This is a genomic window from Rhizobium oryziradicis, from assembly GCF_001939045.1.
Taxonomy (GTDB): Bacteria; Pseudomonadota; Alphaproteobacteria; order Rhizobiales; family Rhizobiaceae; genus Allorhizobium; species Allorhizobium oryziradicis.
This window is the reverse complement of sequence record NZ_MKIM01000027.1, coordinates 338,389-357,053: the sequence shown is the minus strand read 5'-3', so window position 1 is coordinate 357,053 and position 18,665 is coordinate 338,389. Positions and strand designations below refer to the sequence as shown.

Here is an 18,665-nt window from a genome sequence, read left to right as displayed (position 1 = left end):
CGCTCCTCACACCTCTTTTTAAAGGACGCGTTTCAGTGGATTGGCTTACTGACTTCAAGATTCCCGTCGGCCCCACAGCCAAAGTGTTTGTGGACTGGCTGACGGCCAATGGCAGCTGGTTTTTTGACTGGCTCTCACATGTCATATCAGGCAGCATCGACGGCTTGCTGTTTATTCTTCAATACCCCAACCCGCTTATTGTCGCCTTGGCAATCAGCTTTATTGCCTGGCTTTTGCGCCGCTCTCTGACCGTTGCGCTGTTTACCTTTCTGGGCCTGGTTTTCATTATCAATCAAGGCTATTTCAAAGAAACCACCGAGACACTGGCGCTTGTGCTTGCCTCCACCGCCGTGTGCATGATCGTCGGCGTGCCCTTAGGTATTCTGGCGGCTCGGCGCAGCTGGATTTATGCACTCATGCGTCCCGTGCTCGATCTGATGCAGACCATTCCAACCTTTGTTTATCTCATACCCGCCTTGATCCTGTTTGGCCTTGGCATGGTGCCCGGCCTGATCGCAACCGTGATTTTTGCCGTGCCATCGCCCATCCGCCTGACACGGCTTGGCATTGTCTCCACGCCATCATCGCTGGTCGAAGCAGCCGTTGCTTTTGGCGCAACCCCCTCTCAGGTTTTGCGCAAAGTCGAGCTGCCTTACGCGCTTCCGCAAATTATGGCAGGCCTGACCCAAACCATCATGCTGTCGCTGTCCATGGTGGTGATTGCCGCCCTTGTGGGGGCCGCAGGCCTCGGCGTGCCAGTGGTGCGCGCGCTCAACACGGTCAATATCGCCAAGGGGTTTGAGGCCGGGCTGTGTATCGTCATTCTGGCCATTATCCTGGATCGCATGTTCCGGATTTCCGCTGCAGGAGATGACAAATGAGCGATGCAGTGATTTTTGGAAACGTCGACATTGTCTTTGGTGATCGGCCGGAAAAAGCCTTGCCTTTGGTGGACAAAGGCCTGACCCGCGACCAGATCAACAAGGAAACCGGCCTTATCCTCGGCGTGGCTGGAGCATCGCTCACCCTCAAGGAAGGCGAAATCCTGGTGTTGATGGGCCTGTCCGGTTCGGGCAAATCCACGCTGCTGCGGGCGGTCAATGGCTTGGCTCCCGTGGTGCGCGGCACGGTATCGGTCAAACACCGCAATGGCTTTGTCGATCCCTATACGGCCAGCGCCAAAACGCTACGGGATCTGCGCATGCACAGCGTGTCCATGGTGTTTCAGCAATTTGGCCTGCTGCCATGGCGCACTGTGGCCGATAACATTGGTTTTGGCCTTGAGCTTGCTGGCGTGGCCGAGCGCGAGCGCAAGAAAATTGTTGGCGAACAGCTTGAACTGGTCAACCTGTCGCAATGGGCTGATCGCAAGGTGGATGAGCTGTCCGGCGGCATGCAGCAGCGTGTGGGCCTTGCCCGCGCCTTTGCCACCGGCGCTCCTATTTTGCTGATGGATGAGCCGTTTTCGGCTCTTGATCCGTTGATCCGTACCCGTCTGCAAGACGAACTGCTGGAATTTCAGCGGCGCTTGAAAAAAACCATCCTGTTCGTCAGCCATGATCTGGACGAAGCCTTCCGCATTGGCAACCGCATTGTCATCATGGAAAGCGGACGGATCATTCAATGTGGCACGCCGCAGGAAATCGTTCAAAATCCGGCGGACCAATATGTTGCAGATTTCGTGCGCAACATGAATCCGATTGCCATGCTGACGGCGAAAGACGTGATGCAAAAAGGCATCCAAAACAGCAGCGCCACGGCGCTTGGCGTGACAGCCACAACGGCACCCGATACGCCTCTGGTGGATGTTCTGGACGCCATGGCCGCCCAGCCGGGCGTGGTGGGCGTGGTCGACAACGGGTCTGTCATCGGCGCGATCAGTGCGCAGGATGTGGTCAACGCTTTGACGCGACACCGGCAGGCTTAAAACGCGCTCCCAGATTTGATAACAATGCGCCGCGTTGGTTCCACGCGGCGCATTTTTTATAACTGCATTCCTCGAGATCAGCCATGCCGGAAAAGCCCTCTCCCATCCGCCCCACAACAGACGAAGCAAGGCAATTGGTGCAAGACCTGTTGCACAAAGCCAAGCATGTCGCACTTGCGGTGCTGGAGCCGGAAACGGGCGCGCCCTTCGTGAGCCGCGTGCTGATGGCGACCATGCCAGATGGCACGCTGACGCTTCTTGTCTCGCAGCTCTCTGCCCACACCAAAGCGCTGCTGGTTGATCCACGGGCGTCACTGCTGGTTGGAGAGCCCGGCAAAGGCGACCCCCTGGCGCATCCGCGCGTCACATTGCAATGCATATCTGAAAAAATTGCGCGTGATAGCCAAGAGCATACGGCCATGCGGCATGTGTTTTTGAGCCGCCATCCGAAGGCGAAACTCTACATCGATTTTCCTGATTTCCTGTTTTTACGGCTCACACCCCATAGCGCAAGCCTGAATGGGGGATTCGGAAAAGCATTTTTACTGACCAAGGATGACCTTCTGCACCCTCATCCGTCCGCGCAGTGTGAAAATACATCCACAAAACCATGCTAAATTTAGGGTATTCCCTTCACAAAATTACCCAAATTCTCAGCACATTTTAGCCCCTACCAAACTTCTAATAACTTCTATTTGTTCCAGATCACGCCAGAAACGACTTTTTTTGGGTGAATACCTCGCTTTTTTGCGTGACAGGCCGGAAAAAACTGGAGTATGGATCACATGTTCGGGAGCCGCTAATAAAGGGTAGTCGATACCTTAAATTTAGGAATATACAAATCTCCTTATGTTGGTAGAGTTTGGGAGTAGGGTTTTTTACGGGGTCGCAAAAGAACCTGATAGCAGGTTCATTCGATTAAAAAGAGAGACTGAGAGATGAAAGCCAACGAGTTGAGTGATCACTCCAATGCCGCTGCCGGCCTTTTGACCGCGATGGCAAATCCAAAGCGACTGATGATTCTATGCAGTCTGGTTCAGGGTGAGGTGCCAGTCGGCGTGCTTGCCTCGCAGGTTGGATTGAGCCAATCAGCATTGTCACAGCACCTTTCCAAGCTCCGTGCCCAGAAGCTTGTGAAGACACGCCGTGACGCACAAACGATCTATTATTCAAGCACATCTGATGCTGTGATGAAGGTTCTCGGAACACTTGAGGACATTTTTTGCGGCCAGGAAGCCACACGCAATGCCGCGTAAATGATATCGCTGTCATAGTTGCACAGCCATAAAATGACGGCCTGGTTTAAAAAAACCATGCCGTCATTTCACTTTAAAAACGCCCAAAGCAGTTTTCCTGTTTTCGCATTTGTGCTCCGAAGTTAAAAAACCGCACGGCGTCTACAAGTTTCGCGTAACATTCTATAGGCAATGCATAAATTATCCTTGAACCAACATCGGCTTGAGGAAAGACACAATAGAATTTGAAAATCGGCAGCATCCATGCCAGCAGGCCCCGAGCCTGTTTGAGCTCACGGCCTGCTATCACGGTCACAAATAGATCATCCTTTATGCACTGCCTTGCGCACAACGCAGGCTGCATTCAGCACAATGTCAGTGGAGCCATCCGGCTCAAGGATATTTGGCGCAATCGAACTGCCTTTCGATTGGCTATGTGATCATGGTGCAATACAATCACAGCCTGCTTGCGCCAGCCTTACTCAATCCACCCGCACGACACAACTGCGCTTCACAAAAGAAGATTTCGATCTAACAGATTAAATTTGCTTGAGAATTTCATTCTCAATTCGATTCCTGTTTAAGCAATTATACGCTACAGCGCCGTGCGCCATATGTGGCGCACGGCGCTGTAGCTCTTTATTTTTGTTGTATAATTTTATCTTTAAACCGATTCCGGTTTAAAGAATTATGCAATAACATGCGCTCCAGATGCACCTGAAGGAGATTCGATGCCAAGCCTTACCCGTTTAGAAAACGAGCAATTGACCATCGAGATTTCATCCCTGGGTGCCGAGTTGCAATCGCTCGTCACAAAGGATGGTCGCTCCTTTCTCTGGAATGGCGATGCGACTTTTTGGAACGGGCGCTCCCCTATTTTGTTTCCGATCGTTGGAAAAGCCCCGGATGACACCGTCCAGATTGATGGTAAGCCATACACAATGGCGCAACATGGTCTTGCGAGACGCAAAGACTTTGCTCTGACGGCCGCAAGTGCGCAAAGCTGTTGTTTTATGCTCACCTCAAACGATGAGACAAAATCCGTCTATCCTTTTGATTTTTCTCTGGCCCTCACCTACCAGCTCGCGCAAAATACACTGCGCGTCACGGCCAGCGTCACCAATGCCAGTGATAATGCCATGCCCTATGGCATAGGCTTTCACCCCGCCTTTCTCTGGCCCCTGCCGGGTGCAGAAGGCAAAGCCCACCACATCGTTCTCGACAACGGAGCAGAACCGGCGCTGTTGCGCCTGAGCGGCGGCTTGCTGGATCAGACAACACGGCCCTCCCCCTTCACGGCCGGGCATTTAACGCTGGATGCCAGCCAATATGTCGAAGACGCCATGATTTTTGCGCAAGGCGCAGGCACGGGCCTGACCTATCAAGCCGATGGTGGGCCGTCTTTACACTTCGCCTTTGAGAACCTGCCCAATCTGGCGCTCTGGCAAAAACCCGGTGCACCCTTCATTTGCATCGAGCCATGGCACGGCATGGCCGCCCAGCACGGCAAAGGCCCTGCACTGAAAGACCGCCCTTATACCGTTCTGCTGCCAGCAGGCGAAACCGCCGACTATGGATTTTCCGTCACAGTGAAAGCCTGAGCGCCATGGAGAGTTCACAGGCATGTCAACCTGGTCAGATTCTCATTTTGAACGGTGCGCCCCGTTCGGGCAAATCCACTCTTGCCCGAGCCATTCAGGACCGTTTTCCGGGTTTGTGGGTCAACATCGGTGTTGACGCACAGATAGGCATGATCGGTGCGCGCCATCGTCCGGGTATCGGCTTGAGGCCCGGCGGAGAACACCCTGAGCAAGAAGAAAACGTCAAACGGCTTTATGCAGCACTTTATGAAAGCATTGCCGCCTATAGTCGGCTGGGTATTCATGTTGTTACAGATGTCGGCCACCATGAAGGATATTCGAAACCTTTGAATATCCTCGATGACTGTGCACAAAAACTAAGAGGCCTTCCGGCATTTTTCATCGGAATACGATGCTCACTTGAGATGATTATGGTACGGCGGCAACAATCCTCGGAACATTATCTCCAAGGGTCTCCACAACAGCCGTTTCCCCTTCCCGTTCAAAAATGGCAGGAGGAGGTTCACGACCATGGCACCTACGATCTGGAAATTGATACAACAGACAAATCGCCGGAAGAAAACGCTGATCGCATTTCTGCCTTTCTCAAGACAACCAGAGACCAGCCAACCTTTTTCGAGCGCCGCCTGAAAAATCTCCAAAACGGTCTGCATTCGGCTAAGACAAACTTTTGATATAAAAGGAGCAACCATCATGAGCACATTGGAAAGCCGCATCGATCAAGGCGTTGGCCGCGAACCTGCTGATATTGTGCTGAAAGGTGGGCGCTTCTTTGATCTGGTCACTGGAGAGCTGATTGCCAGCGACATCGCCATCTGTGGCGACACGATTGTTGGCACCTGCGGTGACTATCAGGGCATTGAAGAAATTGATATTTCGGGCAAAATCGTCGTGCCGGGCTTTATCGATACGCATTTGCATATTGAAAGCTCGCTGGTCACGCCGCACGAATTTGACCGCTGCGTACTGCCCTATGGTGTCACCACCGTGATTTGCGATCCACACGAAATCGCCAATGTACTGGGCACGGAAGGGATCCAGTTTTTTCTGGATTCGGCGCAGGAAACCATCATGGACATCCGCGTGCAGCTCTCGTCTTGCGTGCCCGCCACCCATCTGGAAACCTCCGGCGCTGACCTACCCATCGAGCGGCTCTTGCCTTTCCGAGATCATCCCAAGGTGATTGGCCTTGCAGAATTCATGAATTTTCCGGGCGTGATCCATAAGGACCCCATCTGCATGGCCAAGCTGGAGGCGTTTCAGGGCGGGCATATTGATGGCCACGCGCCGCTTTTGCGCGGCAATGACCTGAACGGTTATCTGGCGGCTGGAATCCGCACCGAGCATGAATGCACAACCGCAGAAGAGGCCATGGAGAAGATCCGCAAAGGCATGCATATTCTGGTGCGCGAGGGCTCGGTCTCCAAGGATTTGCACGCCTTGATGTCAATTATCAACGAGCGTCTTTCGCCCTATCTGGCGCTATGCACCGATGACCGCAACCCACTGGACATCGCCGAGGAAGGCCATCTGGATTATATGATCCGCACCGCGATTGCCCATGGCGTGGAGCCGCTGGCGATCTATCGCGCCGCCTCCATTTCGGCCGCGCGCGCCTTTGGTCTGCGCGACCGCGGCCTTGTGGCTCCCGGCTACCGCGCCGATCTGGTGGTGGTGGACAGTTTGGAAAACTGCAGGGCTTCAAACGTGTTTGCCGCCGGACGCCTTGTCACCGACGCCCTGTTCGCCACACGCAAGCCGGTGGCCCCCGTGGGTCTCGATAGCGTCAAGGCGCGCACCATCAAAGCAGCAGATTTTGCAGTGCCGGTCAGCGAAGGCGAAGTGCCGGTGATGGGCGTTTTGCCCGGCAAGATCATCACCGAATATCGCCGCTATCAATTGCCCTCCAGCGGCAATCAGACCAGCCTTGATCTTGAGCGCGACATCATCAAAGTCGCCGTCATTGAGCGCCATGGTAAAAACGGCAATCACGCCAACGGCTTTGTGCAGGGCTTTGGTCTGAAAAAAGGAGCTATTGCCTCGACTGTCGGCCATGACAGCCACAACATTTGCGTCGTCGGCGTTTCGGAAGACGATATGGCGCTGGCCGCCAACCGCCTCTCCGAGATCAAGGGCGGCTTTGTGGTGGTGGAAAATGGCAGAATCACCGGTGAAATCCCGCTGCCGGTTGCGGGCCTGATGAGCCTTGAGCCATTTGAGAGCGTGCGCGACACCCTGCATGATTTACGAAAAGCCGCTTATGCGCTGGGCACCACTTTGCAGGAACCTTTTCTGCAAGTCGCCTTTCTGCCCCTGCCCGTCATTCCGCACCTGAAGATTTCCGATAAGGGCATGGTGGATGTGGATAAGTTTATGCTGATTGGGTGAGGAAAAGAACTGGCATAGCGACAGCCAGAAATAGTTTCACCGACAACCATGGATTCAACGCCCGAGAGGGATCTGCTATCGTGAAAAGCGTCATCTACAATAATGACGCATTGAACAGGGTTTCGCGTGACCATTTCGGCAACTGATGTCAAATTTGATGATGAAAGCATGTGGATGTCTTTGAGTGAAGCATGCCGTAACCAGATGAGAGCCACGCTTGCTGCAGAGTAACAAACCCATCCGCCTGACGCTCAACCGTCTTTATTTCGGCCGGAGTACGGCGGCCATTCGCTTTCAATATACGTTGATGGTGATTGACCTCGTCATCGTCCTGTTTTTTCTGGCAGGGCCTTACCTGCGGGACAGGCCAAGTTATCTGGTGATGGATTATGGCATCGCGGCCTGGATGGCGCTGGAGTTGATTGCCCAGCGCTCGGCATCAAACAGCACGCGCCGCTGGATTATGCGGCCGATGACCTGGATTGACGTCTTTGTGCTCTGCACCTTGCTGCTTCCAGATTTGCTGTTTAATTTCGCATTTGTGCGCGTCATGCGCATCTGGGCGGTGGTGCAAAGACCCATTTTTACTTTGATGCTCAAACGCTTGCATTTGATAGACAAAGTGGATGTTGTCAAAGCAGCCATCAATCTGTTTGTCTTCCTGTTCATGCTGACAGGTTTTGTTTACACGTTCTTTTTCTATCGCCAGCCCGGCATCGAAGGCTTTGTCGATGCTTTGTATTTCACGGTTGCCACGGTCACCACCACCGGCTTTGGCGATATCACTCTGCCTGGCCCTTTGGGCAAGCTTACCTCGGTGGTGGCAATGATTATCGGCATCTCGCTGTTTGTGCGGCTGGCGCAGGCCGTGGTGCGCCCCTTCAAGGTCACCTTTTCCTGCCCCGATTGCGGGCTGAACCGGCACGATACGGATGCTGTGCACTGCAAAGCGTGCGGACGTCTTTTAAACATCCCCGATGAGGGTATTTGAGACATTTGCCTCAATGGGGCTGCACGACCTTTTGAATGCCATCGCCAACAGCATTCGCAACCGATCTGGCGGAGGCCACCACAAATTTGGCGATATCATCAACCCGCACAACTTCGCGGTGATACTCTGAGAGAGCATCGCCTTGCAGCACGGTACCAGCCTGAATTTTCGTCTTGGTTGGATCGGCATATTTGTTGCCCATGCGCAATTCGTAATAAAGATGCGGCCCCGTGGACAGGCCGGTCGAGCCAATGAAGGCAATAACCTGTCCTTGCGACACGCGATCGCCGACCTTCAGGCCCTTCGCTGTGCCGGAAATATGCGCGTATGTGGTGGTGTAGCCAAAATCATGCTTCACCCGCACATATTTGCCATATCCTTTTTCGGAGGAGATTTTGATGACCACGCCATCGCCAGCCGCCACAATGGGCGAGCCCATGGGCGCATCAAAATCGACGCCATTGTGAAACTCCGGCCGATGCAAAATAGGGTGAATGCGCCAGCCAAAACCGTCATTTCGGCGGCTACCCGGCACGGGATTGCCAATCAAGGGCTTGGAGACAGATCGTCCGCTTTCATCGAGAAACTCTGCCTCGTGGCCCAAGCGGCCGGGATAGCGATAGAAGCGTCGCTCGTGTCCGCCCTCATCCAGCCCCAAGAAAACCAGCTCAACCTCGCCGCTCTCAACTTTACGAAACACCACATGCAGTTTTGACAATGCATCATCCGTGTCAGAAACATGCACATCATTGAGCTTGAGCAGTTCCACCACCTGCAAGGCCACCGTCATCGGCACTTTTTCGCGTTTCATATGCGCCATGACGGAGGGATATTCCGATTTTGCAGCGGCAATGGCTGATTTTTTGACAGAAACGGTGGTGTCTTGCACAACCGCCTCATCGTCATGATGGGCAAGGGCCTCGGCCACCAGACGCTCATAAATGGCCCGGTCCACAATCTCTTCGCATTGCCCGTTGTGTTGGCGGGCAATCAGCTGCTCCTGCCCCTTCTTGCTGACATAACGCGCCAGAATGATGTGCGAATCGCCCGTAACCTCATCCGCTTCGCTGTAGATAATTTCCAAACGCTCACCCGGCTGCAAACTGGTAATGCCCAGTTTTCGGCCCAGCGCCGCCCATTCATCATCGGAAACGTTCAACGCGCCTTCAATATCGCTCAAATCCTGCGGCTTGGCGGGCATGGCCACCAGACGCCGCACCAAGGGTGCCGGGCTTTCCGTTGCCACGCTGACATTGATGGGAACACCGCGCACAGGCTGGCTGACAAGGCGTGGTCCAGGGTGCAGCGACGCATGCTCCTCGCCGTCTTCGCCCTCTCCTCTCTCTCCACGCAAAATCAGGTTAAACGGATCTGGCCGGGATGCCGTCTCATTGCCATAGGCCGCAAGGGAGGCAATCCCCCCTTGATCAGCCTGGGATTCTGCTGGCGACGCATCGGAGAGATCAATGGATGCGGAGAAATAGGTGTTGTTGGCCAGAGACCCATCCATGCGGGCCTCAATCATATCCATTCTGGCAGTTTTGATCACCCCGACCGGCACACGCAACCGTGGCTGTTTGCGGGCAACCTGACGATGACGCTTGGCAAGCAGAACCACAGCAGCGTGCGTTGGTGCTTTTACAAAGCTTCCGTCCATGAACTTCACCAGCACACCGGCAGGCACGGCTGCCAAAAGCACCAACACCGCCACGGTGCGCCAGTGATTGCGCAGCGAAAATGGACGCACCGTCTGATGATGACGAATGGTACCGAAAAATTCGAGTTCCAGTTCGCCAGCCCTGCACGGTTCGACGCCCACCATAGGCACAGATCTCCTTCAAAATTATGCGCCGACTTGTGCCTCAGCACATGGCGAAAATGTGACCGCCCAGGCGCGATCACGCCCGCACACCCAAAGCTCACACGGAGTTGAAAATTTGTCCACAGTCACAGATCAAAGCCGGGCACAAAAGCCATCCAGAGCCGCAAGATGGACCACACCAGACGCCATAGTTGCCCTCATTCCGGGAAGTGGCAGGACAGCCTTTATCTCAAGCTGCAAAGGCAGTATCACCTGATTCGGCTTCAACGCTAAATTGATGACAAACAACAGTTTCTTGCCGTCTTTTTCGCGCACGAATGCGAGCACATCTTCATTGAGATCAATGAAGGACATGTCACCGTCAATCATTTCCGGGTGGGCTTTGCGCCATGCGAGAACCGCCCGATAATGGGCAAGCACCGAGTTTGCATCGCCATCTTGCACATCCACCGAAAGCGCCTGATGCTCGGCCGGCACCGGCAGCCAAGGTGTGCCATCCGAAAAGCCTGCATGGGCAGCATGGCCTTCCCAGACCATGGGGGTGCGGCATCCATCACGGCCCTTGAAGGCGGGCCAGAAGCGAATACCATACGGGTCGCGCAGATCTTCAAAGGCAAGTTCCGCTTCCGGCAAGCCGAGTTCTTCACCTTGATAGAGGCAGACCGAGCCCCGCAGCGATGCCAGCACCGTAATTGCCAGCTTTGCAATTGCCACCCGATCCTGCGGTGTCGGTGCAAACCGGCTGACATGGCGGATCACATCGTGATTGGAAAAGGCCCAGCAAACCCAGCCATCCAGAACCTTCGCTTGAAACGATGTCACGCAATTGCGGATATGGGCCGCGCTGAACTCTGGCCCCAGAAGATCAAAGGTGTAGCACATGTGCAGCTTGTCGCCGCCATTGGTATAGGCCGCAACCGTCTGCAACGAGCGCGCGCCATCGCCCACCTCGCCCACCGTTGTGCGCCCACCATATTCATCCAGCACCGAGCGCAGCTTATGCAGAAAGCCAACATTTTCCGGCTGCGTCTTGTCGTATAAATGCCTCTGCATACCGTAGGGGTTCACATCGGGTGCATCCAGCCCAGCTTCATTGCTGTCGGCGGTGTGGGGCGGATTGTCGCGCAACAGATGATCGTGAAAATAATAATTCACCGTGTCGAGGCGGAAACCATCCACGCCACGCTCCAGCCAGAAGCGCGCCGCATCCAGCACCGCTTGCTGCACCTGCGGATTGTGAAAATTCAGATCCGGTTGGGAGGCCAGAAAATTATGCATGTAATATTGCTTGCGCACGCCATCCCATTCCCAGCCGGGACCGCCAAAAATCGACATCCAGTTGTTAGGTGCGGTACCATCGGGCTTCGCATCCGCCCACACATACCAATCCGCCTTCTCATTGTCGCGGCTTGAGCGGCTTTGCTTGAACCATGGATGCTGATCGGATGAATGAGAGATCACCTGATCGATAATCACCTTCAGGCCCAGCTCATGGGCTTTTGCCATCATGATATCAAAATCGTGCAACGTGCCAAACATCGGGTCAACGTCGCAATAATCCGAGACGTCATAGCCCATATCGGCCATGGGCGAGGTGAAAAACGGCGCAAGCCAGATGGCATCGACCCCCAGAGAGGCAATGTAGGGCAGACGACTGGTGATGCCTTTGATATCGCCAATGCCATCACCATTGCTGTCTTGAAATGAGCGTGGATAGACTTGATAAATCACCGCTCCGCGCCACCAGTTGGCATTGTCATCTGTTTTTTGTCCGGTGGCATGGTTGGTTTTTGTCATTCTTCGATCCTATCTTGAACTGCATCACAACTTTAAAAGCTATAGAGGGCAATAGCCAAAAACCAGTGGTCGTCACAGAAAAGTGTGTTTCATGCGTCTGTTACAAATCTGGCTCATAAGCGCAAAGACAGTGGCGGCGCGTTTATGAGTCGTGTTGCGTTGTCCATTCTGGATTGTTTTGTTTTGGTTTGTCTTTTTGGAAAACCGGATTCCACTTTTCCCTGACAAACTCTAGGGAGCACGCGCGATGAGGCTGACAATCGTGACAGATGCCTGGCATCCGCAGGTCAATGGCGTTGTTCGCTCCATTGAAAATACCAATGCGGAACTGGCGAAAATGGGCGTCACCGTCTCCATGATAACGCCTGCGTCCTTTAAAAGCGTGCCCATGCCAACCTATCCTGAGATTCGCTTGTCACTAACCGGCCCCGGTCGCGTTGCCGGTGTCATCAAGCGCAGCAAGCCGGACCTTATTCACATTGCCACCGAAGGTCCGCTTGGGCTTTTGGCCCGCCGCTGGTGCGTGAAAAATCAGGTGGCTTTTTCGACCAGCTATCACACCCGCTTTCCCGAATATGTCGCAGCCCGCCTGCCCATTCCGCTGTCTTGGCTCTATGCCTATGTGCGCTGGTTTCATCGCGCTGGTGGTGCCTGCATGGTGGCAACCGAGAGCCTGAAACGGGAACTGAACGCCAAGAAAATCGGCAATTTACGGCTGTGGAGCCGAGGCATTGATACCCAGCTTTTTCATCCCCAACCGCAGGACGAAAAGCCCTTCGGGTTACCGCGCCCGATTTTCATGACCGTTGGCCGCATTGCCGTGGAAAAAAACCTGCCCGCTTTTCTCGATCTCGATCTGCCCGGCTCGAAAGTGGTAATTGGCGATGGCCCGGACCGTGCAGAGCTTTCGGCCCGTTATCCCGACGTGTTGTTCACCGGCGTCAAGCATGGCGCAGACCTCGCATCTGCCTACGCCCAGGCAGATGTGTTTGTTTTTCCGTCCAAAACCGACACATTCGGCAATACCATTCTGGAAGCTTTGGCCTCTGGCGTGCCTGTGGCCGCCTATCCTGTGACTGGGCCGATCGATATTGTCACCAATCCCGGTGCTGGCAGTCTGAATGATGATTTGCGCACCGCCTGCCTGTCGGCCCTGTCTTGCTCGCGCGAGGATGCCAGAGAACTTGCCGAGACATTCTCGTGGCCCATGGCAACGAAGCAATTCCTCGACAATGTCATTGAGGCCAAGGCGCAGGGCAAAAGGCGATCGCTGATGCGCAGACGCTCTCAGAAAAACGCAATGATCTGAAATCGTGTAACGTTTGGCAGATTGCCGAAAGCCAGAAAGGCTCCTTCGGATCATCCCCCTATCCCCTGAAAGATATCCTTAATATCAAGAGCGCGCGCCTGTGTCTTAGAGTCTGTCAGGTTCAGATTGAACCAGACAGACTCTAGATTCCTTTGTTTGAGTTTGTCTGATCAGAAAAACCGGATTCCACTTTTCCCTGACAAACTCTAAAATTGGACATGGCAGGAGCGAATGTTTTGGATAAAAAGCGACTAAAATATTTTCCAGTCGATAAACAATCCACTTGAAACGACTAATATTCTAATTTACGATCACATCCAAGGGTTGTCTCAAACACCATTCGATGTGAAGTTCGCCTTCATTTTTCTTCGCAATTTTGGTCAAAATTTTAAAATTGCAATTTCATTTGAACAAAAAAGAAGAATAGAGAATTGCTGGACAGTAGAAATCAAAGAAAAATCGATATTTTCTGCTGCGGGGTTCAAAAAGGTGGAACAACAAGTTTGCACGCCTATTTCTGCAACCACCCACAACTCGACACTCCCAAATTCAAAGAACTCCATTTTTTTGATAATGAAGACCTAGACTGGAACGCGCCAAACTATGGCCTTCTGGACGATTATTTTAACAATCGGGAGGGGGACAAAAGACGGTACGATATAACGCCAATCTACCTCTTCTGGCCGCAAGCACTGGAGCGGCTTCAGGCGTATAATCCCGACGCAAAGCTGATTTTTCTGTTTAGGGACCCATTTGAGCGCGCCTGGTCGCAATGGTGCATGGAATATGCGCGAAAAAGCGAAGACCTACCCTTTTCCGCCGCAATCCGGGAGGGTCGGGACCGTTTGTCTGGCAAGCATCCGCAAAGCCCGGAATTTCGGGTCTATACCTATCTTGAAAGAGGGTTTTACGGCCAGCAAGTCGAGCGTGCTTTGCGCCTTTTCCCGCGCGAACAATTGCTGTTTCTCAAATCGGAAACCTTCAGGACGGATCACCTTGTCACGCTTCGTCACATCAGCGACTTTCTCGGGATCGCGCGGTTTGCCGAGAAAGACGCAAAATCCGAAAACGCGCAACCTCCGATCACCTACCCGTGCGCGCCGACAGAAGACGACAGACTCCTGTTTCAAAAGGCATTGCGCCAGGATCTCACGAAGTTCTCAAGGCTAACAGGGCTTGATATTTTTGATTGGCCAACATTTTAAAAGCCCAGCAGGAAAACCATGCTGGGCCATATGTTTTCAAAGATTCGCCTGTCGCAATAAGCGCAGCCGATCAACGCCTGCGTTTTCTGCCTTCAAACGGATTATCAGCCGCTTTCAGATGAATGCGGATCGGAACGCCGGGCATGTCGAAATCAGCGCGCAAACCATTGGTCAGATAGCGGATATAGCTCTCTGGCACAGAATCGGGGCGCGTGCAGGAAATCATGAAGGCAGGCGGGCGGGCCTTCACCTGAGTCATATATTTCAGCTTCAAGCGACGACCAGACACCGCTGGTGGTGGATGCTGGGTTGTTTGGCTATCCAGCCAGCGGTTCAGCTTGGCGGTCGAAATACGCTTGTTCCACACCCGATCCGTATCGGTGATCGACTGCATCAGCTTTTCAAGCCCGTAGCCGGTCTGACCCGACATCGGCACGGCGCGAATGCCACGCGCCTGTGGCAACAAACGCTCGGTCTTTTCGCGCAGTTCAGCCAGCAGCGCCTGCGGATCTTCTACCAGATCCCATTTGTTAAAGGCCAGCACCGCCGCACGGCCTTCGCGCAGCACCAGATCGACAATCTGAATATCCTGCTTTTCAAAGGGAATGGTTGCGTCAAACACGATCACAACGGTTTCAGCAAAGCGAATGGCGCGCAGGGCATCGGCAACCGACAGTTTTTCCAGCTTTTCAATCACGCGGGCCTTGCGGCGCATACCGGCGGTATCAAACATCTTGATGGTGCGACCGCGCCAATCCCATTCCACCGAGATCGAATCGCGGGTAATGCCCGCTTCAGGCCCGGTCAGCAGGCGATCTTCACCCAGAAAACGGTTGATGAGGGTCGACTTGCCAGCATTTGGACGGCCAACGATGGCCACGCGCAAAGGCAAGGACTCATCATAATGCGACAGCGCTTCTTCGTCTTCTTCGTCATCGGTAGGCTTGAGAACAATATCGGTCTCAGCCACAGCATCATCGTCTTCTTCGGGGAAGGCCCGCTCTTCGCCCAGAGCTTCGACAATCGCATCGCGCAGATCAATCATGCCCTGCCCATGTTCGGCCGAAATCGGCACCGGCTCACCAAGGCCAAGCGTGAAGGCATCGTAAAAGCCACCGTCCGAGCCTTTGGCTTCAGACTTGTTGGCCACCAGCACCACAGGCTTGCCCCGCTTGCGCAGCATATTCGCAAGCGTTTTATCCACATGGGTCAGGCCCATTTTGGCATCAACCACAAACAGCGACAAATCGGCTTCATCAATCGCCGCTTCCGTCTGGGCGCGCATACGGCCTTCCAGCGTCTCGGGGCCAGCATCTTCCAAACCGGCGGTGTCGATGATTTGAAACCGCAAATCCACCAGCTTGGCGTCGCCGGGGCGCCGATCACGGGTCACGCCGGGCATGTCATCGACAAGCGCCAGCTTCTTGCCAACCAGACGGTTGAAAAGCGTGGATTTGCCCACATTGGGACGTCCGACGATGGCGACGGTAAAGCTCATGAAATTTTAGTATCCGGTTGTTACCACCCGTTTTTCGGGCACGTGTCAAATTAAGAGGTCTTGGTTGCGGCTGTGATATTGTCCAGCATGATCTGTGCACGGCTGCTGACATTGCGCGGAGCCTGCGTGTCTTCCACAATTTGTTCAAACCATTCGCGGGCGCGGTCAAGCTGGCCAGCCTTATAGGCGGCTAGGCCCAAAGCTTCGCGGGCGGAGCTGCGCATGCCGTTGCCGGGCGTTGCCAACGCTTCCACTTCTGCCGACACCTGCTCATAGGTGCCATTGTCGATCAGCAACCAGCCAGCGCGAATATGGGCCACATCACGAAGCGCTTCCGGCACAGCCTTGTCTTTGCCAAGCGCTTGAAAAGCAGCAATTGCGCCCTTCTGATCACCCTTTTGCGCCAACAGACTGGCCGAGCGAAAATCTGCCAAAACAGGATAGCTGCCAAAGCCGGTCTTTTCCAGCGCTTCAAACGCCTTCAAAGCTTCGTCGGTTTTGCCATCGGCGGCCAGCTTTTGAGCAGCCAGAAATTGATCGCCAGACTGCGATGAGCGATCATCGGTCCAGTATTCATAGACCCGGTAGCCCGCTGTGCCAAGAACGACAAGCACGGCAACGGTTATGATGATGGGCCCGAGCCTACGCCAGGCGCGCTGCATCTGCTCCGAGCGGATTTCATCATTCACTTCGCGAATAAAGCTGTCGTTTTGGTCTGCCATAACAAATTCCGGGCTCAAGCCATGTTTCAATCGATCAACTGATGCTGCGCCTTCTACCCGATTTTTACACTATTGTAAGGGGGCGGATGGCAATTCATCGTTTCAGCCCCCGCAAATCGCGCATTTACATGGCAAGTGGGGCCACGCCGATCAGCAACTCATGCAATTTGAACGTGATGGCGGCCCAGACAACCAAGCCCAAAACCACGGCATAGAGATCATATTTCGTTGCCACAAAAGATCGGTCAACACTTTCCCCTGTCCGCGCGCGGCGTTTTAGCGAAATGCGCAAGATCACGCCCCAAGCCAGAAATGCTGCGAACAGAATGATGGAACGAACACTGCCGTTTGACAGCAAATGCGCCAGCGCCCAGATTTTAATGGCAAGAACCATGGGATGTTTGGCTTTGACGGCAATATGCCCGGCAGGCAAAAAGCCTGCGATGAGACAGATGGTCGCAAACACCATCAGCGTGGCGGTCAAATGCTTCATGCCCATGGGCGGAAACCAGACATTGATCACAGGAGCAATGCTATAGCCGTAGGCAACCAGCGCAATCGCCACAAGGGCAAGGACGGAATACATCCCCTTCCAGCCATTCAGCCCCAGCCGAGCCACCATAGCGGCCCGCAGGCCGGGCGCGACAACCCGGATCAGATGCAGGCCCAGAAACAGAATCAAACCAATAATCAATATAAGCATGGAGCCGATTCCCTTTAATCCTCTTGCAGTGATTGATAGCGCATGCCGCATGCACTGACTATAGGACCTTCAAGGATACCTTTGCCCAAAACAAAACGGCCGGGAAACCCGGCCGCTTTCATTATTAAAATACGGCTTAAGCAAGCACTCAATCATGCTCTTGCTTAGCAATATAACGCTGGTCGATTGCCGGTAAAGGCTCGTCATCGATAGCAGCTTCAAAAGCCTTCAAACGCTTATGAATAGACAATAATTCAACAATCGTTGTCCAGGAATTCGCAAGATATTGCAACGATGAGGTCACTTGCCCGAAAGCGCCAGAGATTTGATTGAGCATGCCCAAGCTAATAGTACCAGCCACGAATGAAGGCACAAGAACAGCAACAGAAAAAATCGTATCCAGATTTATATAAAAATAGCGCGCAATATTAAAATATACATAATGAAAGTAATATTTAAAATAGTTACGCCGAACAGCACCAAACAAAGTTTTCATCGTCTGCAATTCGGCCCGATCAGCATGATCTTCACCGTATACAAGCTCTTTTCTATAGGCGGCTTCAACACGCTGATTACGGAATTCGAGACCCGGCAATTTAACGCCAACCACAGCCAATAGTACGGTACCAAACAACGACCAGAAAATCGCAGCAATTACGAGGGGGTATGGAATTGCACCAACCAGTGGCAATTCTTTAACATTTTCTGACAACCTTACCAAAAGCGGTGTGAAAGCGATAAGCGTCATTACACTGCTGATCAGACTGACACCTAAGCTTTCAACCGTGGTGGCAAAGCGCATTGTATCTTCCTGAACACGCTGAGACGCACCTTCGATAATGCGTAGCTTTGGCCAATGGCTCATATAAAAATCAGTCATCGCGATGCGCCAGCGAAATATATAGTGACTGATAAAAAAGCGAGTTACAACAGATACAGCAACAGCAAGAAAAGCTATTTCAAGAAAAACGACAAATTGCGAATAAAATTCAGTTGCCGCAACAGGTCTAGATTTTGAAACAGCAGCCTGTATCAAATCACCAAAAGGACCATTCCAGTTGTTAATCGCTATACTGACCTGCACCTGAAAATAGACTGTAAACAAAATCATTGCAGAACCAACGACAGACCATCTTTGCCACGGATGAGGAGCAGCAACGGCCCAAAACCCCGCAAAAATCGCAACTGCAATCGCGAAGTAAAGATAGAACCAGATGAAATCGGAGGACCAAAAAATAGAAACGCCAACTTTGGGTGGCGCACCCGCTGGTGTAATTGTAAAACCGAGAGCCGATCCGATATTGTCTCCGAAGATGTACCAGAGCATGACCGCAAAAATCGCCCAGATCACAGCGGAGGGGAAAAACACTTTGGGCTTGGGGAAGAATGAGTGGAACACAGGGAGGTACTTTCCTGACAGAAATCGATCTGGGCGGTTTATCGTTTAGGCAAACTAAGTCACTTATT

General features: G+C 53.2%; 15 protein-coding genes and 1 pseudogene. 10 read left to right on the top strand and 6 right to left on the bottom strand.

Annotated elements, in window-relative coordinates:
• Nucleotides 1–35 precede the first annotated feature (35 nt).
• From choW to BJF95_RS12670, 8 genes and pseudogenes are all read left to right on the top strand, one after another.
• On the top strand, nucleotides 36–881 hold the full coding sequence (gene choW, locus BJF95_RS12710; RefSeq protein ID WP_075639818.1) for a choline ABC transporter permease subunit: 846 nt from the start codon (nucleotides 36–38) through the stop codon (nucleotides 879–881).
• Nucleotides 878–1,927, top strand: coding sequence for a choline ABC transporter ATP-binding protein (choV, locus tag BJF95_RS12705; protein ID WP_075639817.1), 1,050 nt, complete (start codon nucleotides 878–880; stop codon nucleotides 1,925–1,927). Before choW ends, choV begins: the two co-directional genes overlap by 4 nt.
• Nucleotides 1,928–2,010: 83 nt before the next feature.
• A pseudogene (locus tag BJF95_RS12700) lies at nucleotides 2,011–2,493 on the top strand (HugZ family pyridoxamine 5'-phosphate oxidase); the annotation flags it as partial.
• A gap of 372 nt (nucleotides 2,494–2,865) precedes the next feature.
• Nucleotides 2,866–3,183, top strand: coding sequence for an ArsR/SmtB family transcription factor (locus tag BJF95_RS12695; protein ID WP_075639815.1), 318 nt, complete (start codon nucleotides 2,866–2,868; stop codon nucleotides 3,181–3,183).
• Nucleotides 3,184–3,893: 710 nt separating this feature from the next.
• Complete coding sequence (locus tag BJF95_RS12685; RefSeq protein WP_075639813.1) at nucleotides 3,894–4,763, top strand: aldose 1-epimerase family protein; 870 nt, start codon at nucleotides 3,894–3,896, stop codon at nucleotides 4,761–4,763.
• Nucleotides 4,764–4,768: 5 nt separating this feature from the next.
• On the top strand, nucleotides 4,769–5,437 hold the full coding sequence (locus tag BJF95_RS12680; RefSeq protein WP_075639812.1) for a chloramphenicol phosphotransferase CPT family protein: 669 nt from the start codon (nucleotides 4,769–4,771) through the stop codon (nucleotides 5,435–5,437).
• A 16-nt stretch (nucleotides 5,438–5,453) separates the two neighbouring features.
• Nucleotides 5,454–7,151, top strand: coding sequence for an adenine deaminase (gene ade / locus BJF95_RS12675; protein WP_075639811.1), 1,698 nt, complete (start codon nucleotides 5,454–5,456; stop codon nucleotides 7,149–7,151).
• Between the two features lie 217 nt (nucleotides 7,152–7,368).
• Nucleotides 7,369–8,142 (top strand): potassium channel family protein, encoded by a 774-nt coding sequence (locus BJF95_RS12670; protein ID WP_075639810.1) that lies wholly within the window; start codon nucleotides 7,369–7,371, stop codon nucleotides 8,140–8,142.
• 10 nt (nucleotides 8,143–8,152) lie between these two features.
• On the opposite strand, the gene BJF95_RS12665 is transcribed toward BJF95_RS12670, so the two are convergent.
• Together BJF95_RS12665 and bglA are read right to left on the bottom strand one after the other, a co-directional pair.
• Nucleotides 8,153–9,964, bottom strand: a complete 1,812-nt coding sequence (locus BJF95_RS12665; protein ID WP_075639809.1) for a M23 family metallopeptidase — start codon at nucleotides 9,962–9,964, stop codon at nucleotides 8,153–8,155.
• Between the two features lie 132 nt (nucleotides 9,965–10,096).
• The gene (gene bglA, locus BJF95_RS12660; RefSeq protein WP_075639808.1) at nucleotides 10,097–11,761 is read right to left on the bottom strand and encodes a beta-galactosidase BglA; all 1,665 of its coding nucleotides are present in this window, start codon (nucleotides 11,759–11,761) and stop codon (nucleotides 10,097–10,099) included.
• Nucleotides 11,762–12,008: 247 nt separating this feature from the next.
• Between bglA and BJF95_RS12655 the strand changes: the two genes are divergently transcribed.
• Entirely contained in the window at nucleotides 12,009–13,070 is a 1,062-nt protein-coding gene (locus BJF95_RS12655; protein WP_075639807.1) for a glycosyltransferase family 4 protein, read from the top strand.
• 431 nt (nucleotides 13,071–13,501) lie between these two features.
• Nucleotides 13,502–14,275 carry a sulfotransferase family protein gene (locus BJF95_RS12650; protein WP_083638801.1) on the top strand — a complete coding sequence of 258 codons (774 nt, stop codon included), beginning with the start codon at nucleotides 13,502–13,504 and terminating at the stop codon, nucleotides 14,273–14,275.
• Nucleotides 14,276–14,345: 70 nt separating this feature from the next.
• Here BJF95_RS12650 and der read toward each other — a convergent pair whose 3' ends face one another.
• The 4 genes from der to sbmA form a co-directional block, all read right to left on the bottom strand.
• On the bottom strand, nucleotides 14,346–15,773 hold the full coding sequence (gene der, locus BJF95_RS12645) for a ribosome biogenesis GTPase Der (protein ID WP_075639806.1): 1,428 nt from the start codon (nucleotides 15,771–15,773) through the stop codon (nucleotides 14,346–14,348).
• Between the two features lie 50 nt (nucleotides 15,774–15,823).
• Nucleotides 15,824–16,495: a tetratricopeptide repeat protein gene (locus BJF95_RS12640; protein ID WP_075639805.1), complete on the bottom strand. Its 672-nt coding sequence runs from the start codon at nucleotides 16,493–16,495 to the stop codon at nucleotides 15,824–15,826.
• A 124-nt stretch (nucleotides 16,496–16,619) separates the two neighbouring features.
• Entirely contained in the window at nucleotides 16,620–17,198 is a 579-nt protein-coding gene (locus tag BJF95_RS12635; protein WP_075639804.1) for an NnrU family protein, read from the bottom strand.
• A gap of 148 nt (nucleotides 17,199–17,346) precedes the next feature.
• The gene (sbmA, locus tag BJF95_RS12630) at nucleotides 17,347–18,597 is read right to left on the bottom strand and encodes a peptide antibiotic transporter SbmA (RefSeq protein WP_075639803.1); all 1,251 of its coding nucleotides are present in this window, start codon (nucleotides 18,595–18,597) and stop codon (nucleotides 17,347–17,349) included.
• Between the last annotated feature and the right edge of the window lie 68 nt (nucleotides 18,598–18,665).

What these genes read in the sequence shown, in the direction of transcription:
- choV (WP_075639817.1), top strand. Translation starts at nt 878, where the DNA reads ATGAGCGATGCAGTGATTTTTGGAAACGTCGACATTGTCTTTGGTGAT.
- BJF95_RS12695 (WP_075639815.1), top strand. Translation starts at nt 2,866, where the DNA reads ATGAAAGCCAACGAGTTGAGTGATCACTCCAATGCCGCTGCCGGCCTT.
- BJF95_RS12685 (WP_075639813.1), top strand. Translation starts at nt 3,894, where the DNA reads ATGCCAAGCCTTACCCGTTTAGAAAACGAGCAATTGACCATCGAGATT.
- BJF95_RS12680 (WP_075639812.1), top strand. Translation starts at nt 4,769, where the DNA reads ATGGAGAGTTCACAGGCATGTCAACCTGGTCAGATTCTCATTTTGAAC.
- BJF95_RS12665 (WP_075639809.1), bottom strand. Translation starts at nt 9,964, where the DNA reads ATGGTGGGCGTCGAACCGTGCAGGGCTGGCGAACTGGAACTCGAATTT.
- bglA (WP_075639808.1), bottom strand. Translation starts at nt 11,761, where the DNA reads ATGACAAAAACCAACCATGCCACCGGACAAAAAACAGATGACAATGCC.
- BJF95_RS12655 (WP_075639807.1), top strand. Translation starts at nt 12,009, where the DNA reads ATGAGGCTGACAATCGTGACAGATGCCTGGCATCCGCAGGTCAATGGC.
- der (WP_075639806.1), bottom strand. Translation starts at nt 15,773, where the DNA reads ATGAGCTTTACCGTCGCCATCGTCGGACGTCCCAATGTGGGCAAATCC.
- BJF95_RS12640 (WP_075639805.1), bottom strand. Translation starts at nt 16,495, where the DNA reads ATGGCAGACCAAAACGACAGCTTTATTCGCGAAGTGAATGATGAAATC.
- BJF95_RS12635 (WP_075639804.1), bottom strand. Translation starts at nt 17,198, where the DNA reads ATGCTTATATTGATTATTGGTTTGATTCTGTTTCTGGGCCTGCATCTG.